Genomic DNA, 19681 nt, shown 5'->3' on the forward strand with positions numbered 1-19681 from the left:
TTATCGTCCTCGACCGCTGCGTGCGGCCTGCGCGGCGCGCGGCCCGCGAACGCCGGCACCGGGCGGGAGAATGGATGCCGTGGACACGCCGACCTTCGTCATCCCCCTGTGGGCTGATCTCACCGCCGTCGCCCTCGGCGGCGTGCAGGGAGCGCTGTTCGCCTCGGGCTTCCAGGGACAACGGCGCCTCGACCTGCTGGGCGTGGCGATCATCGGCATCCTGCTGGGGATGGGCGGCGGACTCATCCGAGACCTGCTGCTCGGGCTGACCCCGGCCACCCTGCAGAGCAACTGGTATCTCATCACCGCCACCCTCGCCTCGATCGTGGGAATGCTGCTGTCGGGCATCTTCCAGCGCCTGAATCGCGCGATCGTCCTGCTCGACGCAGTGGTCATCGGCTTGTTCGGCGCGTTCGGCACGTCCAAGGCCCTCGCGCTCGGGATGCCGCCGGTGCCCGCGATCTTCGTCGGCGTGCTCGCGGCGGTCGGCGGCAGCGTGCTGCGCGACGTGCTGATGGGACTACCGGTCGCGATCATGCACGTCGGGTCGCTCTACGCGGTGGCCGCGGGCGGCGGATGCGCGGTGCTCGCGACGACCGCCGCCTTCGGCGTGCCCCTGCCGATCGCCGCCGTCATCGGCGTGGCCGTCACCACCGTCATCCGTGTGCTGGCCGTGCTGTTCGACCTGTCGCTCCCCGAGCAGCGCAGGCTCCACCGCCGCAAGGTCGCGGTCGAGACCACCGGCATCCCGATCATCCGCACCGACGACCCGGAGTGACTGCGGGGCTTCTCTCCGCGCGAGGTTTCGCGCGGGGCGCGCGGCCGCGGCGCGTGAGGGGTCGACTTTCGTCGCCTAGAACGGGTCCAGACGACACCTTCTGACCCCTCACGCGCGGGTCAGGCGAGAGGCGTGACCTCGTCGCCGGTGCGGATCGTGCCGCCGCCGTCGACGGGAAGAAGCAGGATGCCGAGGGTCGGCTCGTCCTGGGCGAACTCGGTCGTGAGCACGCGCAGAAGCCGGGCGTCGCGCACCCCCGTGTCGGGGTTGGCGGCGATCGCCGCACAGCGCTCGATCGGCTTCTGCACCTCGAACTCCACCTCGCCGATGCGCAGGCGATCGCGCCACTCCAGCTCCGCCCACGCGGCGGTGCCGCCGACGACGATGTTCGAACGGAACCGCCGATCGTCGACGGGCGCTGGCACGGTGGCATCCAGGGCGTCGACCGACGCGGTGCCGTGCAGCGAGACGTAGCCGCGAGGACGGTCCTGGAAGCGGGCGGTGACGCCGTCGCCCAGCAGTCCGAGCGGAAGGATGCCGTCGGCGTCGAGCAGCTTCGCGTCGGTGGTCGTGCGGAGATAGGCCGTCACCGCTTCGCTGAGGCGCGCGCGGCCCTCATCGCTGAGGTCGGCGGTGAGGTCGATGTCGTCGACGCGGAGCCGCAGCGTCTTCGCCTCGTCGTCGAAGGCGAGGTCGACCCGGGCCAGGGTGGGAAACGTCATCAGCGCCAGACCGCGGCTCTTGGGGAAGGTGGCGTCCGCCGGCTCCAGGGCGTCGGCGAAGCGGAACACCAGGGCGCGATCGCCCTGCACACGGCCGTCGTCCTGGATGACGAGGCTGTCGCGCTTCTCGGGCGTGAAGCCCTTCACGGGATAGCGGTAGAGGGCGTCGACGCGGATCACGGATTCATCCTCGCATCGTTCCCGTTCACGCCGAAGCGCCGCCGACCCCGGGTCGACGGCGCTTCGATCGGTTCACACGGAGGCGAGGGTGCCGGCCTCTTGGCGGGTGCGGATCGCGCGGTTGACGCCCGAGACGATGGCCTTGAGCGAGGCGGTCGAGATGTCGCCGTCGACGCCGACGCCCCACAGGCGCTGGTCGTCGACCTGCAGCTCGACGTAAGCCGCCGCCTGCGCGTCACCACCGGAGCTCAGGGCGTGCTCGACGTAGTCGTAGAGGGTCACGTCGAAGCCCTGAGCGCGCACGATCTCGAGGAACGCCGCGACCGGACCGTTGCCGACCGCCGACGCCGGGTGCACGGTCTCGCCGTCGCGCAGGGAGACGTCGAGATGTACATCGCCCGACATGTCGCTCGACGAGCGGGTCGACAGCAGTTCGAACCGGCCCCAGCGCTGGTCGTCGTTCTTCGACGGCAGGTACTCGTCGGTGAAGATGTCCCAGATCTGCGCGCTCGACACTTCGCCGCCCTCGGCGTCCGTGCGGGCCTGCACGACACCCGAGAACTCGATCTGGAGCTTGCGCGGCAGGTCGATCGCGTGATCGGCCTTCAGCAGGTAGGCGACGCCGCCCTTGCCCGACTGCGAGTTGACGCGGATGACGGCCTCGTAGGAGCGACCCAGGTCTTTCGGGTCGATGGGCAGGTAGGGAACGGCCCACTCGATCTCGTCGACGGTCTTGCCCGAGGCCTCCGCGCGGGCCTCCATCGCCTCGAAGCCCTTCTTGATGGCGTCCTGATGCGAACCGCTGAACGCGGTGAAGACCAGGTCACCGGCCCACGGGCTGCGCTCGGGCACCGGCAGCTGATTGCAGTACTCGACCGTGCGCTTTACCTGGTCGATGTCGCTGAAGTCGATCTGCGGGTCGATGCCCTGCGTCAGCAGGTTGATGCCCAGGGCCACCAGGTCTACGTTGCCGGTGCGCTCACCGTTGCCGAACAAGCACCCCTCGATGCGGTCGGCGCCGGCCATGTATCCCAGCTCCGCCGCGGCCACGGCGGTGCCGCGGTCGTTGTGCGGGTGCAGCGACAGGATGACGTTCTCGCGGTGGTTGAGGTGACGCGACATCCACTCGATCGAGTCGGCGTAGACGTTGGGGGTCGCCATCTCGACGGTGGCGGGGAGGTTCAGGATGACCTTGCGGTCGGGCGTCGGCTGGAAGACCTCGAGCACCTCATTGCAGATGCGCAGCGCGAACTCCAGCTCGGTGCCGGTGTAGCTCTCGGGCGAGTACTCGTAGAACACCTCGGTCTCGGGGACCGTCGCCTCGTACTGCTTGCACAGGCGCGCGCCCTCGAGGGCGATGTCGACGATGCCCTGTTCGTCGGTGCGGAACACGACCTCGCGTTGCAGCACCGACGTGGAGTTGTAGAGGTGCACGATGGCCTGCTTCGCGCCGGCGATCGCCTCGTACGTGCGGGCGATGAGGTGCTCGCGCGCCTGCGTCAGCACCTGGATCGTCACGTCGTCGGGGATCAGACCGTCGTCGATGAGCTGGCGCACGAAGTCGAAGTCGGTCTGGCTCGCGCTCGGGAACCCGACCTCGATCTCTTTGTAACCCATCTTCACGAGCAGCTCGAACATCACGCGCTTGCGTTCGGGGCTCATCGGATCGATGAGAGCCTGATTGCCGTCGCGCAGGTCGACGGCGCACCAGCGAGGGGCGGACTCGATGCGCTTCGACGGCCACGTGCGGTCGGGCAGTTCGACGCGGATCTGCTCGTGGAACGGACGGTACTTGTGCACCGGAGCGGAGGTGGGCTTCTGGGTGTTCTTCATGATGTGTCGCTTCTTTAGATTCGTTCGGTGGGGCCGACGACGATCTCCGCGACGAGGAAGGCCCTTAGATCGAGGACTCGTCGCGGCGACTAAGAAGAAGCAGGCCACCGAAGCGCATCCTGCGATCGTAGCAGTGTCGCCGCGCGCGGTTCACGACGTCGGCGTCCATTCCCGCGCGAGGAGGGCGAACCGCAGCTCGTCGCTCCAGCGTCCCTTGAACCATTCGTTCTCGACGAAGTGCGCCTCTCGGCGCATGCCCACCCGCTCGGCCAGGGCCACCGAGCGGACGTTCTCGGGATCGATCCGGGCTGTCAGACGGCGCAGGCCGTACACCCGGAAGGCGGTATCGACGAGGGCACGGACGGCCTCGGTCGCGAGTCCTCGACCGGATGCCGCGGGGCTCACGACCCACCCGATCTCGGCCGCCCCCGCCTCCGGGTCGAGATGGAAGAGCACGAGATCACCGATCACCTGCCCGTCGCTCACGCGCTCGATCACGAGGACGACGCCGCCGCGGTCGCCCTCGAGGTTCGTGTCCCCGAACAGGTGACCGATGCGGCCGCGGATGTCGGCGGGCGTCTGCGGCTCGAACGGCAGGAAAAGGCACACCTCGGCGTCGCCGCGGTAGGCGGCCATGGCGTCGAGGTCGGTCTCGACGAACGGCCGCAAACGCAGGCGGTCGGTCACCACCTCGAGCGTGTCGGGCGCCGGAGGCAGCGCGAACGGCGACGCGCTCACGGCAGCAGCGCCACCTTGCCGCCCGGGTGTCCGTTCATGACGAAGCCCACGGCCTGGATGGCCTCGGCGAGCGGATAGGTGCGGGCGACGGGAACCTCGAGGACACCGGATGCCGCCAGCTCGAGCACGCGGGCCCGCGCGATGTCGCGGAATCGGGCGCTCTCCGGCCGCGAACCCGCGATCCACAGGAACCCGTCGGCCTTTGCGCGCTCGGGGCTCACGATGGTGACGATACGGTCGCGCTCGGCGACGAGGTCGAGCGAGACCTCGATGGCCTCATCGGTGCCCACGGCATCCCAGGCGGCGGCGATGGGCGCGCCGGAGGCCGCCTGCTCGACCCGCTCGCGGAGCTCCTCGCCGTACGCCACCGCGATGCCGCCGTAGCGCCGTACCCGTTCGGCCGACTCCTCGGCATCCGGACCCACCGTCCCGATGACCCGCACCCCCAGCTCGCGGGCCTGCTGCAGGAGGCTCACGCCGACGGCCCCGGATGCCGCGTGCAGCAGCACGGTCTCGCCCTCGACGACCCGGGTGACCTGGATCATCTCGGCGGCCGTCGTTCCGGCCAGCAGCAAGTTCGCGGCCTCGGCGTGAGAGAGGGGCTCGGGCTTGGCGAACACATCGCGCGCGGGCACGGTGAGCTCGGTGGCGTAGGCGCCCTGCACGCGGAACGCGACGACCTCGTCGCCCACTGCGAGGGGGCCCGATCCGCCGATGGCGTCGGGGCCGACGGCGGTCACCTCGCCCGACAACTCGTAGCCGATGGGCACGGGGAACTCGGCCCCGGGACGGGCGGTGGCGACGTGCTTGGCATCCGCGGGGTTGATACCCGCCGCACGGACGCGCACAGTCACCTCACCGGGACCGGGGGCGGGGATGTCGAATTGGTCGAAGCTCCAGGTCTCGATCGGGCCCGGAGCGGGGGCAGTCCACCTCATCGCCATGGTCGCGCCTTTCGTCGTGCTCGCTTGTCGGTGGTGGCCGTCGGGGTCAGAATCCGAGGCGGCCGAGCTGCTTCGGGTCGCGCTGCCACTCCTTGGCCACGCGGACGTGCAGCGAGAGGTAGACCCGTCCGCCGACGAGGGGTTCGATGCCGGCGCGCGCGCGGGCGCCGACGTCGGCGAGGCGCGAGCCCTTGCGGCCGATGATGATCGCCTTCTGGCTGTCGCGCTCGACGACGATGTTCGCCCAGACGTCGGTCAGGTCGCTGTCTTCGCGCGGGGCGACGTCGTCGATGGTCACCGCGATCGAGTGCGGGAGTTCGTCGCGCACGCCGTGGAGTGCCGCCTCGCGGATGATCTCGGCAATGCGATCCTCGAGCGTCTCGTCGGTGACGACGCCCTCCGCGTACAGCGCGGGACCCACGGGCATGAGCCCCAACAGCTCGTCGCACAGCACGTCGAGCTGATCGTTCGTGACGGCCGACAGCGGGATGACGGCGTCCCAGTCCTCACGCAGCGCATCGACCTCGAGGAGCCGCTCGGTGATCTGATCACGCGAGGCGGCGTCGGTCTTGGTCACCAGCGCGACCTTCTTCGCCCGGGGGTAGCCCGAGAGCGACTCCGCGATCCGGCGATCGCCGGGCCCGACCTTCTCGGTCGCCGGCGCGCAGAACGCGATGACGTCGACATCGCCCAGCACCTGCTCCACGAGGTCGTTGAGGCGCTGGCCGAGCAGCGTGCGCGGTCGATGGATGCCGGGGGTGTCCACGACGACGAGCTGGCCACCGGGGCGGTTCACGATCCCGCGGATGGCGCGTCGCGTGGTCTGCGGCTTCTCGCTCGTGATGGCGACCTTCTCGCCGACGAGGGCGTTGGTCAGCGTGGATTTGCCCACGTTCGGCCGCCCCACGAAGGTCACGAAACCGGATCGGGTGGCGCTCATCTGTCGTTCCTCTCGCGCGCGGAGGCGTCGGCCTCGGCGTCTTCGTCTGCGGGGGTCTCGGCACGCTCCACGATGACCGTGGCGATTCCCCGGTTGCGGCCGCGGGACGCGCCGCCGGTGAGGACGAGACCGGAGTGTTCGGCGGTGGCTCCCGGCTGCGGGATGCGGCCGAGGGCCTTGCCCAGCAGTCCACCGACCGAGTCGACGTCGTCGTCGTCGAGTTCGAGACCGAAGAGGTCGCCGACCTCATCGAGTCCGAGTCGGGCGTTGACGCGGTAGCGCCCGTCGCCCAGCTCGACCACCTCGGTGGAGGGGGCGTCGTACTCGTCGGCGATCTCGCCGACGAGCTCCTCGATGAGGTCTTCCATCGTGACCAGGCCCGCGACGCCGCCGTACTCGTCGACGACGAGGCAGACGTGCACGGCATCCTTCTTCATCTGCTGCAGCAGGGTCTCGGCCTTCATCGATTCGGGGACGAAGACCGCCGGCCGGGCGATGCGGCGGATGGGCGCGTCACGCCAACCGGCCTCGTCGCGGAAGCCGTACTGCACGAGGTCTTTCAGGTAGAGCATGCCGACGATGTCGTCGGCCTCGTCGTCGGCCAGCGGCACGCGCGAGACGCCCTTCTCGAGGAACAGCGACAGCGCCTCGCGGGAGGTGGCCGTGGCATCCACGCTGACCATGTCGGTACGCGGGACCATCACCTCGCGCACGTACCGGTCGGTGAAGTCGAAGACGGAGTGGATGAGCTCCCGGTCGTCTTGTTCGATGAGCTCGTTCTCGGCCGCCTCGTCGATGATGCTGAGCAGCTGCTCCTCCGACGCGAACGAGGTCGAGTGCGAGATGCCGGGAGTGACGCGGTTTCCGACCGCCACCAGGCCGTGCGCGAGCGGGCCCAGCAGGATGCGCATGCCGCGTACGACGGGAGCACCGCCGGTCAGGAGCCCCCGCGCGTGCTGCCGGCCCACCGATCGAGGGCTCGCGCCGACGGCCACGAACGAGATGACGGTCATCAGCACCGCTGCGGCGATCACGGCGAGCAGGATGTCGTCGAACATCAGCATGAAAGCGGCGGCGACGAGCACCGCGGCGGTCGTCTCGGCGAGGACGCGGATGAACGAGACAGCCGTGACGTGCGCGTTGGTGTCGTCGGCGATGCCCGCAGCGCCCGTGCGTTGCGTCCGGAGACGCCGAGCTCGAGCAGATCGGTGCGGGAGGTCACCCCCAGGGCCGCCTCGAACGCCGCCATCAAGCCGCCGAAGGCGACGAGCAGGAAGGCGGCGACGAGGAGCAGCGCTTCGGTCATGCGCGGCGGTGGCGCTCGACGGCCTGGAAACCGGTGATGAGCTCGCGCTGCAGTCCGAACATCTCGCGCTCCTCGTCGGGTTCGGCGTGGTCGAAGCCGAGGAGGTGCAGCAGGCCGTGCGTGGTGAGGAGGATCAGCTCGTCTTGCGTGGAGTGCTTCGCCGCGACCGCTTGGGTCTCGGCGACCGCGGGACACAGGACGATGTCACCGAGGAGCCCCGCGGGGGTCGGCGCGTCTTCGGATCCCGGGCGCAGTTCGTCCATCGGGAAGCTCAGCACGTCGGTGGGTCCGGGCTCGTCCATCCACTGCACGTGGAGTGACTCCATGGCGCCCTCATCGACGAGCACGATCGCCACGTCGGCGTCGGCGCTGACGTGCAGCTCGGCCAGGTTGTACTCCATCAGGCGCAGCAGCACCTGCTCGTCGATCTGGTGGTCGGACTCGTTGTTGATCTCGATCGTCATGAGCGGTTTCGTCTCGGGAGGTGATCGCGGGGGCCGGCGGCGCTTTGGCCGCGTCGCTCCGCACGGGTGGCGAACTCGCTGGCCTCGTCGCGCTCGCGACGCGCCGCGAGGCGCTTCTCGTCGTACTCGCTGTAGGCGTCGACGATGCGGCCGACGAGGTTGTGGCGCACGACGTCGGCGCTGGTGAGACGCGAGAAGTGGATGTCGTCGATATCGTCGAGGACGCGGGTGACCAGGCGGAGTCCCGAGGCACCCTGGGGCAGGTCGACCTGGGTGATGTCGCCGGTCACGACCATGCGCGTGCCGAATCCGAGACGCGTCAGGAACATCTTCATCTGCTCGGGCGTGGTGTTCTGCGCCTCGTCGAGCACGACGAACGAATCGTTCAGCGTGCGTCCGCGCATGTAGGCCAGCGGGGCGACCTCGATGGTGCCCGTGGCCATGAGCTTCGGGACGATGTCGGGGTCCATCATCTCGTTGAGCGCATCGTAGAGCGGCCGCAGGTACGGATCGATCTTGTCGGTGAGGGTGCCCGGGAGGAATCCGAGCCGCTCCCCCGCCTCGACGGCGGGACGCGTGAGGATGATGCGATTGACCTCTTTGCGCTGCAGCGCCTGCACGGCCTTCGCCATCGCCAGGTACGTCTTGCCGGTACCGGCGGGACCGATGCCGAAGACGATCGTGTTCTCGTCGATCGCGTCGACGTACTCTTTCTGACCCGCGGTCTTCGGGCGGATGACCTTGCCGCGCGACGACAGGATCGCCTCGCCCATGACCTCGGAGGGGCGCGGGCCCCCATCGGAGCGCAGCATGCGGTTCGAGCTCGACACGTCGGACGGATCGAGGCCCTGGCCGGATCGGGTCATCGAGAGCAACTCGTCGACGAGTACGCGCGCGGCGCGCACCGCGTCGGGTGCGCCGGAGAGCGTGATCTCGTTCCCCCGCACGTGCACGTCGACGTCGGGATGTTCTTTCTCGACGACGCGCAGGAGGCGATCCTGCGGGCCGAGCAGTTGCACCATTGCCACGCCGTCGACCTCGATGCGGTCGGAGACGTGCTCTTCGGGGGAATCAGCCACCCAGGCTCTTTTCGTTCAGGCCGCCCGCGAGGACGTGGGCGTGCACGTGGAAGACGGTCTGACCGGCACCCTCGCCGGTGTTGAAGATGAGTCGGAAGTCACCGTCGGAGTGCTCCGCGGCGACGGAGTTGGCGAGACCGATGACCTCGGTGAGCAGATCGGGGTCGCCCACGGCGAGTTCGACGACATTGCGGTACTGCGCCGTCTTGGGGATGACGAGCAGGTGCACGGGCGCCTGCGGCGCGATGTCGCGGATCGCGAAGGCGTTCTCGGTCTCTGCAACGATCTCGGCGGGGATCTCGCCCTGCAGGATGCGCGTGAAGATCGACGGTTCGCTCATGGCATCCAGTCTAGTGACGGCCTCCGACACCCAGGCCTGCTGTGCGTCGCCGTCAGCGCCGAGGGGCGTGCGAGCCGGTTGACCGGTCGACGGGGCGTGAGATGTGCAGCGGGGCGGGTGGTGTCCGCCCCGCTGCACATTCCCCGCCCCGATCCACGGTGTCGAGGCGGGGCGCGGGACGGCAGGGCCTGCGGTTCGGGCGCCGTCGATACCGGACGCGCGCACGCGAGGCGCGCGCGTCACCAACGCCCGTGCGCAGCAGACAGCACCGAGATGGCCGCCGCCCCCGCGGTCGAGGTGCGAAGCACCGTGTCGCCGAGGCGCACGAGCCGCGCGCCGGCAGCTTCGAGGGCGGAGAGTTCCTCCGGCGCGATCCCGCCCTCGGGGCCGACAACGAGCACGACGTCGCGCCCGTCTGCGGCCTCGTCGGCGACGACGGTGAGACGGTCGGATGCCGACGGCTCGAGCACGAGAACGAGCGCGGTGCCCGCGAGAGCGACCAGGTCGGCCGTGCGGGCGACACCCTCGACCTCGGGGATCCACGCGCGATGCGCTTGTTTGGCGGCCTCGCGCACGATCGTGCGCCAGCGGGCGATTCCCTTGTCGGCCTTGGCATCCCATCGGGACACGCTGCGCGCGGCCTGCCACGGCACGATCGCGTCGACGCCGAGCTCGGTCGCCGCCTGCACGGCGAGCTCGTCACGGTCGCCTTTCGCGAGCGCCTGGACGAGAACGAAACGCGGCGACGCCGCGGGGCGGTCTTCCCGCGCGGTCACCCGGACGTCCACGTGCTTCGGCGTCGCCGCGGTCACGAGGCCCTCCAGCCAGGTCCCGCGTCCGTCGCCCAGGGTGACCGCCTCGTCGACGCGAACGCGGCGGACGGCCGCGGCGTGGTGCGCCTCTGCTCCGGTGAGCGTGACGGCATCCCCCGGCTGAGCGGATGCCGCCTCGTCGGTGACGAAATGCAGCGCCACGGTCAGTGCCGGAAGCGGTCGCGGAACTTGCTGAACATTCCCTGCTGGTGCTCGGCGAGCCGCGGCTTGGGGGCCTTGGTGCGCTTGGCGAACTCCTCGATCAGGGCGCGCTCACGGTGGTCGAGGCGCGTGGGGGTCACCACGTGCACGCCGACCTTGAGGTCACCGCGCTGGCTTCCGCGCAGCGGCGTGATGCCGCGACCTTTGATGGTGAGCACATCACCCGACTGCACGCCCGCGCGCACCTCGAGATCGACGTCGCCGTCGAGCGACTGAATCGTCGTGGTGGCGCCGAGGATGGCATCGGGCATCGAGACCTCGAGGGTGGCGACGAGGTCGTCGCCGTCGCGGCTGAAGGCGTCGTGCGCCTCAACCGTGATCTCGAGATAGAGGTCGCCGTTGGGGCCGCCCGCGGGGCCCACCTCGCCGGAGCCGGGCAGCTGCAGGCGCAGACCCGACTCGACACCGGCGGGGATGTCGACCGAGACGGTCCGGCGCGCGCGCACACGCCCCTGACCCTGGCACGTGCCGCACGGGTACGGGATCGTCGTGCCGTGCCCCTGGCACACGGTGCAGGGAGCGCTGGTGACGACGTTTCCGAGGAGGCTTCGGACGGTGCGCTGCACGTGTCCGGAGCCGTGGCAGATGTCGCAGGTGACCTCGCTCGTGCCCGGCTGGGTGCACGAGCCCTGACAGGTCTCGCACAGCACGGCCGTGTCGACCTCGAGATCGCGGTGGGCGCCGAAGACGACATCGCCGAGCTCGAGCGTCACGCGCACCAGGGCGTCCTGACCCCGCTCCCGACGCGACCGCGGGCGGGGACCGCGGCCCCCGCTGCTCTGGCCCGCGCCGAAGAAGGTCTCGAAGATGTCACTGAACCCGCCGAAACCGGCCGCGCCCCCGCCGCCGAACGGGCTCTGATCGCCGCCCATGTCGTAGCGGCGACGCTGCTCGGGGTCGCTGAGCACGTCGTAGGCGTGGGTCACGAGCTTGAAGCGCTCCGACGCATCGTCGCCGGGGTTCACATCGGGGTGAAGCTGGCGCGCGAGACGTCGGTACGCCTTCTTGATGTCTTCCGGGCTGGCGTCGCGTTCGACGCCCAGGACCTCGTAGTGGTCAGCCACAGTCGCCTTCCTGCCCGCTCTCGCGGGGTCGTTCGGGTGATGCTCGTCAGCGTGCGCTGTCGTCGTCTTCGAGCATGCGGGTCAGATAATGCGCGACGGCGCGGACCGCCGCCAGATTCGATGAGTAGTCCATGCGCATCGGGCCGAGGAGGCCCACGCGTGCGCCACCGGTGGAGCCGTCGTAGCGGCTCGCCAGCACCGAGGCCTCGACGAGGCCGAACGGCTCGTTCTCGCGACCGATGCTCGCCGACAGCCCCTTCTCGTCGGCCACCATCTCGGTCATGAGTCGCAGGAGTGTGACCTGCTCTTCGATGGCCTCGAGTAGTGGATAGATGCTGCCGCGGAAGTCCTGCTCGCGCTTGGCGAGAGTCGCGGCACCGGCCATGACGAGGCGGTCCTGGCGGAACTCCTCGAGTTCTTCGCCGACCACCCGCAGCACGGCGTCGGCGATGGCCTCGATCAGGACACCCGGTCGCGGTGCGTCGGCCGTCGCATCACCGACGCGCTGCACGCACTCGGCGACGCTGCGGCCCACGAGCACGGCGCTCACGCGGGCACGAAGCTGGACGATGTCGGCCTCGGTGGGCTCGGCCGGTACGAGCGCGATGCGCTGCGAGACCCGGCCGGTGTCGGTGACGAGGATGACGAGCACCCGGGGACCGCCGAGAGCGACGAGCTCGACGTGCGAGACGTTGGCCCGCGCGAACGACGGGTATTGGACGATCGCGACCTGGCCCGTCAGCTGCGTAAGGGCCCGCACGGTGCGCGCGAGGAGGTCGTCGAGGTCGCCCGCCTGATCGAGGAAGGAGGTGATGGCGCTGCGCTGCGCGCTCGAAAGCGGACGGAGCTCGGCGAGATGGTCGACGAACACGCGATAACCCTTGTCGGTGGGCACGCGCCCCGACGAGGTGTGCGGAGCGACGATGAGGTCTTCGTCTTCGAGCAGGGCCATGTCGTTGCGGATGGTCGCCGCTGACACCCCGAAGGCGTGGCGGTCGACGATCGCCTTACTTCCGACGGGCTCACGGGTGTCGACGTAGTCCTGCACGATCGCGCGGAGCACCTGAAGGCCGCGTTCCGACACCATGCGCTGCTCCTCCCGTTTGGCACTCGGCTCGATTGAGTGCCAATTCTACGGGATCGGCACGACACTGCGTCGGGGGGCTCGCGGATGCCGTCTCCCGGTCCGTCGAACGCCGGCACCGGTGCGGGCGCTGCGAGTAACGCCCTGGCGTGGAGGAAACGGCTCGACGGCGCGTTTCTGCCTCGCGATCGCGTTTGTCGCAGCTTCCCCGAGGCGCGGCATGTCCTCCGGAACGCGCGGTGCGCCGTCAGGCGGTGAGCGCCCGCACCACGGCATCCGCCAACAGACGCCCGCGGCGGGTGAGCACGATGCGCCCGCGCACGGCATCCGCGCCCTCGACGAGACCGTCGGCGATGAGGGATGCCACGGCCTTTCGCCCCTCGCCGAGCAGCTCCGACACCGCCAGGCCCTCGCGGATACGACTGCGCAGCAGCACCGATTCGAGGCGTCGTGCCGTCTCGTCGGGGCGCTCCCGACCCGCGGCCGGCGATTCTCCGGCCGCCATCCGCTGCGCGTACGCCGCCGGGTGCTTCACGTTCCACCAGCGCAGGCCCGCGACGTGGCTGTGCGCTCCGGGGCCGAAACCCCACCAGTCCGTGCCCCGCCAGTAGGCGAGATTGTGGCGGGAGCGGTGGGTGACTCCGCGAGACCAGTTCGACACCTCGTACCAGTCGTACCCGGCGGCTGCGAGCAACTCGTCGGCCAGCTCGTACATGTCGGCTTGAAGGTCGTCGGAGGGCTCCTCGACGACGCCCGAACGGATCTGCCTGGCGAGCTTGGTGCCGTCTTCGACGATCAGCGCGTACGCCGAGATGTGGTCGGGCCCGAGAGCCGTGGCGGCTTCGAGAGAGGCGCGCCAGTCGTCGAGCGACTCCCCCGGCGCGCCGTAAATGAGGTCGACCGAGACGTCCAGCCCCGCTCGCCGTGCGGCCGCGACCGCCGTGGCGACGTTGGCGGGGTCGTGCGTGCGGTCGAGCGCGGCCAGCACGTGCGGACGGGCGGACTGCATGCCGATCGACACGCGCGTGATCCCCGCCGATGCGAGCGTCTGCATCACGGCGTCGTCGACGGTGTCGGGATTGGCCTCGACGGTCACCTCGGCGCCGTCGGCGATCCCGAACTCGGTGCGCACGGCGTCCAGCATCGTCGCCAGATCGCCGGGCGGGAGGAGCGTGGGCGTTCCGCCCCCGAAGAACACGGTGGATGCCGCGCGGCGACCGCCCGCGGCATCCATCACCGCACCCGCCAGGCGCACCTCCGCGGCGAGGGTGTCGGCGAAGTCGTCTTGCCGCGCACCACGCAGTTCGCTCGCGGTGTAGGTGTTGAAGTCGCAGTAGCCGCAGCGCACTCGGCAGAAGGGCACGTGCAGATACACACCGAAGTCGGTGGTGGGATCGACGGCGAGGTCGCCGGGGAGGCGGCCGTCGGCGGGAGCAGGATCTCCGAGCGGTAGAGGCCCGCCCATCAGGACGTGTACAGCGGCGAGATCGCGCGCAGGTACCGCGCGAAAAGCGCCTTGCGGCGGCGGCGCACGCGGCTGGTGAACAGCCGGTAGGTGGGCGCGGTCGGACGATCGAACGCACGCACGACGAACCAGACCTCGTCGTTGTCGCGCCATTCGATCGAGAACAGCTCTTCGCCGCTGACGATCGAGTGACCGACGGTGCCGAGGATGAATCCGACGCGACGGGGCTCCTCGAACACCGAGATGACCCGCAGCTCGGCGTCGGCTCGGTGACCGTCGACCTTGCCGTGCAGGTGCACACCCGTGCCGGGGCTGACGAACGGGGTGCCGTCGGCGGCGAAGCGCTGCTCGGCCTCGAGGCGGCTGGGGGCGACCGGGGCCCCCTCGGCGTCGAACCCGACTCCGGCGTAGCCTTCTCCGGATGCCGGGCGCACGTCGGTGATGCTGAGCTCCTCGCCGCGCAGCGGTGCCCACGACAGCAGCAGCTCGCCCGCGGCGACGAAACGCTCCTCGCCGCTGCCGATTCGCCACGCGTCTTCGGCGGGCACGGAATGCTCCGGCGGGTACTGCATCAGGTCGGGCGCCTGAGTGGCGCCGACCGCCGCGTAGTCGACCGTGTCATCGGTGAAATTCTGCCGTCGCATGATCCACCCCTCTCGGTTGGGTGCGTTACTTCTTGGCCTCGACGTCGCCCGACAGCGCGGCGATGAACGCCTCTTGCGGCACCTCGACACGACCCACCATCTTCATGCGCTTCTTGCCCTCTTTCTGCTTCTCGAGGAGCTTGCGCTTGCGGGTGATGTCACCGCCGTAGCACTTGGCGAGCACGTCTTTGCGGATGGCGCGGATGGTCTCGCGCGCGATGATGCGGGCGCCGATGGCGGCCTGGATCGGTACCTCGAACTGCTGGCGCGGGATGAGTTTGCGCAGGCGCTCGGCCATGAGCGTGCCGTAGGCGTACGCCTTCTCACGGTGCACGATCGAGCTGAACGCGTCGACCTTGTCGCCCTGCAGCAGGATGTCGACCTTGACCAGGTCGGCGGTCTGCTGGCCGGCCGGTTCGTAGTCGAGGCTCGCGTAGCCCTGCGTGCGCGATTTGAGGTGATCGAAGAAATCGAAGACGATCTCGCCGAGGGGCATGTGGTAACGCAGCTCGACGCGGTCTTCGCTGAGGTATTCCATGCCGAGGAGCGTGCCGCGGCGCGTCTGGCAGAGTTCCATGACCGTGCCGACGTAGTCCTTCGGCAGCAGGATGCCGACCTTGACGATCGGCTCCGACACCGACGCGACACGTCCGTCGGGGTACTCGCTGGGGTTGGTGACCGAGACGGTCTCGCCGGTGTCGGTCGTGACCTCGTAGGTCACCGACGGTGCCGTGGTGATGAGGTCGAGCCCGAACTCGCGCGAGAGGCGCTCGGTGATGATCTCGAGGTGCAGAAGCCCCAGGAAGCCCGCGCGGAAGCCGAAGCCGAGCGCGACCGAGGTCTCGGGCTCGTACTGCAGCGACGCGTCGGACAGCTTGAGCTTGTCGAGCGCTTCCCGCAGCTCGGCGTAGTCGCTGCCGTCGATCGGATAGATGCCCGAGAAGACCATGGGTTTCGGGTCGGTGTACCCGGGCAGCGCCTGGGTGGCGGGCTTGCGGTGGGTGGTGATCGTGTCGCCGACCTTGGACTGGCGCACGTCTTTCACACCCGTGATGAGGTAGCCCACCTCGCCGACGCCGAGGCCGCGGGTGGGCACCGGCTCGGGGCTGGAGACGCCGATCTCGAGCAGCTCGTGCGTGGCGGTGGTCGACATCATCTGGATGCGCTCGCGCGGCTGCAGCGACCCGTCGATCATGCGGACGTAGGTGACCACACCGCGGTACGCGTCGTAGACCGAGTCGAAGATCATCGCCCGGGCCGGGGCGTCGGGCTTGCCGACGGGGGCGGGGATCTTCTCGACGATCAGGTCGAGCAGCTCTTCGACGCCCATGCCGGTCTTGCCGCTCACGCGCAGCACGTCTTCGGGGTTTCCGCCGATGAGGCCGGCGAGCTCGGCCGCGTACTTCTCGGGGTCGGCCGCCGGCAGGTCGATCTTGTTCAGCACCGGGATGATCTGCAGGTCGTTCTCGAGCGCCAGGTAGAGGTTGGCCAGCGTCTGGGCCTCGATGCCCTGCGCGGCGTCGACCAGCAGGATGGCGCCCTCGCACGCGGCGAGCGAGCGACTGACCTCGTAGGTGAAGTCGACGTGGCCGGGCGTGTCGATCATGTTGAGGGCGAAGGTGCCGTCGGCGGTGGACCACGGCATCCGGACCGCCTGCGACTTGATCGTGATGCCGCGCTCACGCTCGATGTCCATGCGGTCGAGGTACTGCGCACGCATGTCGCGGTCGCTGACGACGCCGGTGATCTGCAGCATGCGGTCGGCCAGCGTCGACTTGCCGTGGTCGATATGAGCGATGATGCAGAAGTTGCGGATCTGCTCCGGCGGGGTGGCAGACGGCTCGAGGGGCTTCAGGGCGCGCGGTGACATGTTCCGTCGATTCTACGGTGGTGCGCCGACATCGCCGTCCGCGGATGCTCAGGGTCCCGGCATCCAGGCTCCTCCCCGGCCGCGACGGCGGCGGTCGCGAGATCACGCGGTCGGCGCGAGACCGCACGTTCGCGTCATCTGCGAGCGTGTGCTCTCATCGCGATCGTGTGGTGTCGGCGCTCGGGCTCACAGGTCTCGCCGCGGCACACCCTCATACAGTGGATGCCATGACGGTCCAGGTCGTGTTCGTGCACGGCATCCGCACGTCGTCCACCATGTGGCGGGCGCAGGTCGCGCACCTGCAGGAGCGCGGCAACCCGGTGACCGCGGTCGACCTTCCCGGTCACGGCACGCGCCGCGGGGAGCCGTTCACCCTCGACGAGGCGTACGCCACGATCGACCGGGCGGTTCGGGATGCCGCCGAGCACGGGCCCGTCGTGCTGGTCGGGCATTCGATGGGCGGGCTGCTGTCGATCGACTACCTCGGGCGGGAGGATCCGCCGCCCGTGGCCGCGTTGGTCGCCGCGTCGTGCACGTCTCTTCCTCGCGGTCCGGCGCTGGCGACCTACCGCTATCTGATCCGTCGCGCCGACAGCCTCCCCGACCGCGGCATGGGGTTCACCGACCGGGTGCTCGATCTCACCCTGCCGCCCGAGACGCGTCCCGATTTCGGCGCCGGTGGATACGCCCTCGACGCACAGCACATCGCCCTGGCCTCACTCTCCGACCTCGACCTGCTGGCATCCCTCCGCAGGATCACGGTGCCGCTGTGGTTCGTCAACGGACAGTGGGATCAGCTGCGCATCAACGAGAAGCTGTTCACCGCCGTCGCCCCGCACGCCGAGCTCGTCATCGTGCCGCGCACGACGCACATCGTCACGGCGATGCGCCCGCGCGTGTTCAACGCCGTGCTGGACGTGGCGCTCACCACGGTGGAGGCGTCTAGCTGATAGACTCGGTCCTTGGCTTGCGTGTGGGGTTTTTCCCGACCTCCACGACCGCCGGTGCAGCGCCCCTCTACCGCTCGCCCGGCACTTCCAACACTCACTCAAACGAAAGACCGTCGACGTGGCGAATATCAAGTCGCAGATCAAGCGCAACAAGACCAACGAGAAGGCGCGCGAGCGCAACAAGGCCGTCAAGAGCGAGCTGAAGACGCACGTGCGTCGCACGAAGGAAGCCGTGCTGGCCGGTGACAAGGAGGCCGCTGAGAAGGCCCTCGTCGTCGCGACCAAGAAGCTCGACAAGGCCGTGAGCAAGGGTGTCATCCACTCGAACCAGGCTGCGAACCGCAAGTCGGCCATCGCGAAGTCGGTCGCCGCTCTCTGAGCCGCAGCATTTCTTCGAAAGCCCGTCCCGCATCTGCGGGGCGGGCTTCGTCGTTTCCGGAGCGGGTCGTGCCTCGCCACGGCGAGGCGGGGCGTATCCGGGCGACGTGCGGAGGCCGGGCGGCGTGCGGAGGCCGGGCGACGGGCGGAGGCCGGGGTCGCGTGCAAAGGCCGGGCGAGGCGCGGAGGCCGGGGTCGCGGCAAGGGTCGGGCGAGGTGCGGAGGCCGCGGCGGTGTGCGGAGGCCGCGGCGATGTGCGCGCGGCGGGGCCGTGTGCGGAGCGGAGGGGGTGCGACGAGCGGAGGACCAACGGGCGCGATTCGGTCCTCCCCTCCCCGCATCTCCTCCCCTGAGCCCCCAGTGGGACCGCGCCGGTTGACCGCCGTCTCGACCTGAGCGGACCGCGGCCCTGGTGCACAGACGAGGTCGACGGTGCATCTCGCGGCGCACCAACTCATCCCCTCGGAGGATGCGGGCCTCGGTCGCCCCTTCATAGCCTGGTTGCCAGGAGGTACGACATGCAGAGTGAGCGCGCGGCGAAATTCTTCGGTGACCGGGAGGACCCGCGAGAGCGTCTTGTGGAGCTGTTCGGAGGAGATGTTCCCGCGAGCGGGCAGCCTCCGGAGCCGGCACTGAGGTGGGCGGCCGCGGTCGCCTCGCCCGATCACGGGGAGGTCGTCGTGGTCCGTGACCTCCGCCGGGCGGAGCCCCGGCTCACATTGATGGCGGCGACGTTCCTCGCGCGTCACCTGATGCGACGCTGACCGGATGCCGTTGCGCGCGACGGCGGACTCAGTCGCCGTAAGGCGCGCGCGTGGCGATGATCGTGATCATGCGCTCGAGGGCGAAGACCGAGTCGCGCGATGCGCCCTTCACTTCGGCGTCGGCCCGGGCGGTGGCGTGGATGGCCATGCCGAGCGTGTTGCCGGTCCAGCCGACGAGGTCGCGGCGGGCGCGGTCGACCTGCCAGTCCTTCATGCCGAGTCGTTGCGCGAGGGCCGGCGACGACTCGCGGGTGCCGGCGACTCGTGCCATCGTCCGCAGCTTCATGGCGACGGCGGCGACGAGGGGGACGGGGTCGGCTCCGGATGCCAGCGCGTGACGGAGCGCGAGCAGCGCCGGCCCGTATTGGCCCGCGATGGCGGTGTCGGCGACGGTGAAGGCGGACGTCTCGACGCGACCGCCGTAATAGCGCTCGACGGTGCGCTCGTCGATGTCGCCGGGTACGTCGGCGATCAGTTGCTGGCAGGCGGCGGCCAGCTCGGTGAGATCGTCGGCGAACGCCGAGACGAGTGAGCGCAGGGCCACCGGCGCGATGCGCTTCTGCGCCGCCCTGAACTCGCCGACGGCGAAGTCGAAGCGGTCGGAGTCGCGTTTGACAGCAGGACAGGCGATCTCGATACCGCCACCCTGACCCGACCGGATGCCGTCGAGCAGCTTCTTGCCTCGCACGCTCGCGCCGGTGTGCCGGAGCACGACAGTGGCTCCATCTTGCGGATATGCGAGGTACGACACCGCCTCAGCGAGGAACGTATCGCTGCACTTCTCGACGCCGCTCACACGCACGAGCCGGGGCTCGCCGAACAGCGACGGCGAGGTCACGCCGAGCAAGGTGCCGGCGGCGTAGTCGTCGGCGCGGATGTCGGTGACCTCGAGGCTCGGATCTTCGCTCTTCAGCATGGCGCGGATGCCGGCGGTCGCGCGCTCGGCGCAGACCTCTTCGGGCCCCGAGATGAGGACGATCGGCGCCGGCTGCGGGGCGCGCCACGACACCTGGGGGATGGCCGACTTCGCCTTCGCGGGGGCGGAGCGTCGGGGTGCCGGGGTCACTCCCCCAGCCTAGCGATCGGCTCCGACACCGTGTCCCG

Annotated in this window: 18 protein-coding genes and 1 pseudogene; 3 read left to right on the forward strand and 16 right to left on the reverse strand. The window is 69.8% G+C overall.

Translation table 11 applies throughout. From position 1 onward, the window contains the following. The first annotated feature begins 79 nt into the window (after positions 1 to 79). Complete coding sequence (locus ACXKZF_RS08110; RefSeq protein ID WP_488985942.1) at positions 80 to 778, forward strand: trimeric intracellular cation channel family protein; 699 nt, start codon at positions 80 to 82, stop codon at positions 776 to 778. A 119-nt stretch (positions 779 to 897) separates the two neighbouring features. Here the strand turns inward: ACXKZF_RS08110 and ACXKZF_RS08115 are convergent, their stop codons facing one another. The 15 genes and pseudogenes from ACXKZF_RS08115 to lepA all read right to left on the reverse strand — a co-directional run bounded on the left by ACXKZF_RS08115 (position 898) and on the right by lepA (position 16485). Further along, positions 898 to 1680: an MOSC domain-containing protein gene (locus tag ACXKZF_RS08115; RefSeq protein WP_488985943.1), complete on the reverse strand. Its 783-nt coding sequence runs from the start codon at positions 1678 to 1680 to the stop codon at positions 898 to 900. Positions 1681 to 1752: 72 nt separating this feature from the next. Then, on the reverse strand, positions 1753 to 3513 hold the full coding sequence (gene leuA / locus ACXKZF_RS08120) for a 2-isopropylmalate synthase (RefSeq protein WP_488985944.1): 1761 nt from the start codon (positions 3511 to 3513) through the stop codon (positions 1753 to 1755). A 150-nt stretch (positions 3514 to 3663) separates the two neighbouring features. Beyond that, positions 3664 to 4251, reverse strand: a complete 588-nt coding sequence (locus ACXKZF_RS08125) for a GNAT family N-acetyltransferase (protein ID WP_488985945.1) — start codon at positions 4249 to 4251, stop codon at positions 3664 to 3666. After that, positions 4248 to 5195 carry a quinone oxidoreductase family protein gene (locus tag ACXKZF_RS08130; RefSeq protein ID WP_488985946.1) on the reverse strand — a complete coding sequence of 316 codons (948 nt, stop codon included), beginning with the start codon at positions 5193 to 5195 and terminating at the stop codon, positions 4248 to 4250. The genes ACXKZF_RS08125 and ACXKZF_RS08130 overlap by 4 nt, the downstream gene beginning before the upstream one ends. Positions 5196 to 5241: 46 nt before the next feature. Beyond that, positions 5242 to 6135, reverse strand: a complete 894-nt coding sequence (gene era, locus ACXKZF_RS08135) for a GTPase Era (protein ID WP_488985947.1) — start codon at positions 6133 to 6135, stop codon at positions 5242 to 5244. Next, positions 6132 to 7441, reverse strand: a pseudogene (locus ACXKZF_RS08140) (hemolysin family protein). Before ACXKZF_RS08140 ends, era begins: the two are co-directional and overlap by 4 nt. Beyond that, a complete protein-coding gene (gene ybeY / locus ACXKZF_RS08145) occupies positions 7438 to 7905 on the reverse strand; it encodes an rRNA maturation RNase YbeY (protein WP_055954445.1) in 468 nt (155 codons plus the stop codon). Before ybeY ends, ACXKZF_RS08140 begins: the two are co-directional and overlap by 4 nt. Continuing rightward, positions 7902 to 8927 (reverse strand): PhoH family protein, encoded by a 1026-nt coding sequence (locus ACXKZF_RS08150; protein WP_235561258.1) that lies wholly within the window; start codon positions 8925 to 8927, stop codon positions 7902 to 7904. Before ACXKZF_RS08150 ends, ybeY begins: the two co-directional genes overlap by 4 nt. Before the next feature lie 49 nt (positions 8928 to 8976). Further along, positions 8977 to 9324 (reverse strand): HIT domain-containing protein, encoded by a 348-nt coding sequence (locus tag ACXKZF_RS08155; protein WP_488985948.1) that lies wholly within the window; start codon positions 9322 to 9324, stop codon positions 8977 to 8979. Positions 9325 to 9563: 239 nt separating this feature from the next. Further along, positions 9564 to 10298: a 16S rRNA (uracil(1498)-N(3))-methyltransferase gene (locus ACXKZF_RS08160; protein ID WP_488985949.1), complete on the reverse strand. Its 735-nt coding sequence runs from the start codon at positions 10296 to 10298 to the stop codon at positions 9564 to 9566. 2 nt (positions 10299 to 10300) lie between these two features. Continuing rightward, on the reverse strand, positions 10301 to 11422 hold the full coding sequence (gene dnaJ / locus ACXKZF_RS08165; protein ID WP_488985950.1) for a molecular chaperone DnaJ: 1122 nt from the start codon (positions 11420 to 11422) through the stop codon (positions 10301 to 10303). A gap of 46 nt (positions 11423 to 11468) precedes the next feature. Then, positions 11469 to 12509, reverse strand: coding sequence for a heat-inducible transcriptional repressor HrcA (hrcA, locus tag ACXKZF_RS08170; RefSeq protein ID WP_488985951.1), 1041 nt, complete (start codon positions 12507 to 12509; stop codon positions 11469 to 11471). Between the two features lie 244 nt (positions 12510 to 12753). Next, complete coding sequence (gene hemW, locus ACXKZF_RS08175; protein WP_488985952.1) at positions 12754 to 13971, reverse strand: radical SAM family heme chaperone HemW; 1218 nt, start codon at positions 13969 to 13971, stop codon at positions 12754 to 12756. Continuing rightward, positions 13971 to 14615, reverse strand: a complete 645-nt coding sequence (locus ACXKZF_RS08180; protein WP_055954423.1) for a DUF1990 domain-containing protein — start codon at positions 14613 to 14615, stop codon at positions 13971 to 13973. The genes hemW and ACXKZF_RS08180 overlap by 1 nt, the downstream gene beginning before the upstream one ends. Positions 14616 to 14640: 25 nt before the next feature. Next, positions 14641 to 16485, reverse strand: a complete 1845-nt coding sequence (gene lepA, locus ACXKZF_RS08185; protein ID WP_243222302.1) for a translation elongation factor 4 — start codon at positions 16483 to 16485, stop codon at positions 14641 to 14643. Positions 16486 to 16712: 227 nt separating this feature from the next. Between lepA and ACXKZF_RS08190 the strand changes: the two genes are divergently transcribed. Both ACXKZF_RS08190 and rpsT read left to right on the forward strand, forming a co-directional pair. Beyond that, complete coding sequence (locus ACXKZF_RS08190) at positions 16713 to 17435, forward strand: alpha/beta fold hydrolase (protein WP_055954417.1); 723 nt, start codon at positions 16713 to 16715, stop codon at positions 17433 to 17435. A gap of 118 nt (positions 17436 to 17553) precedes the next feature. Then, positions 17554 to 17814 (forward strand): 30S ribosomal protein S20, encoded by a 261-nt coding sequence (gene rpsT, locus ACXKZF_RS08195; RefSeq protein ID WP_055954413.1) that lies wholly within the window; start codon positions 17554 to 17556, stop codon positions 17812 to 17814. A 791-nt stretch (positions 17815 to 18605) separates the two neighbouring features. Here the strand turns inward: rpsT and holA are convergent. Beyond that, a complete protein-coding gene (gene holA / locus ACXKZF_RS08200; RefSeq protein WP_055954406.1) occupies positions 18606 to 19643 on the reverse strand; it encodes a DNA polymerase III subunit delta in 1038 nt (345 codons plus the stop codon). Positions 19644 to 19681 lie beyond the last annotated feature (38 nt).

Source organism: Microbacterium sp. ABR10, from assembly GCF_057812175.1.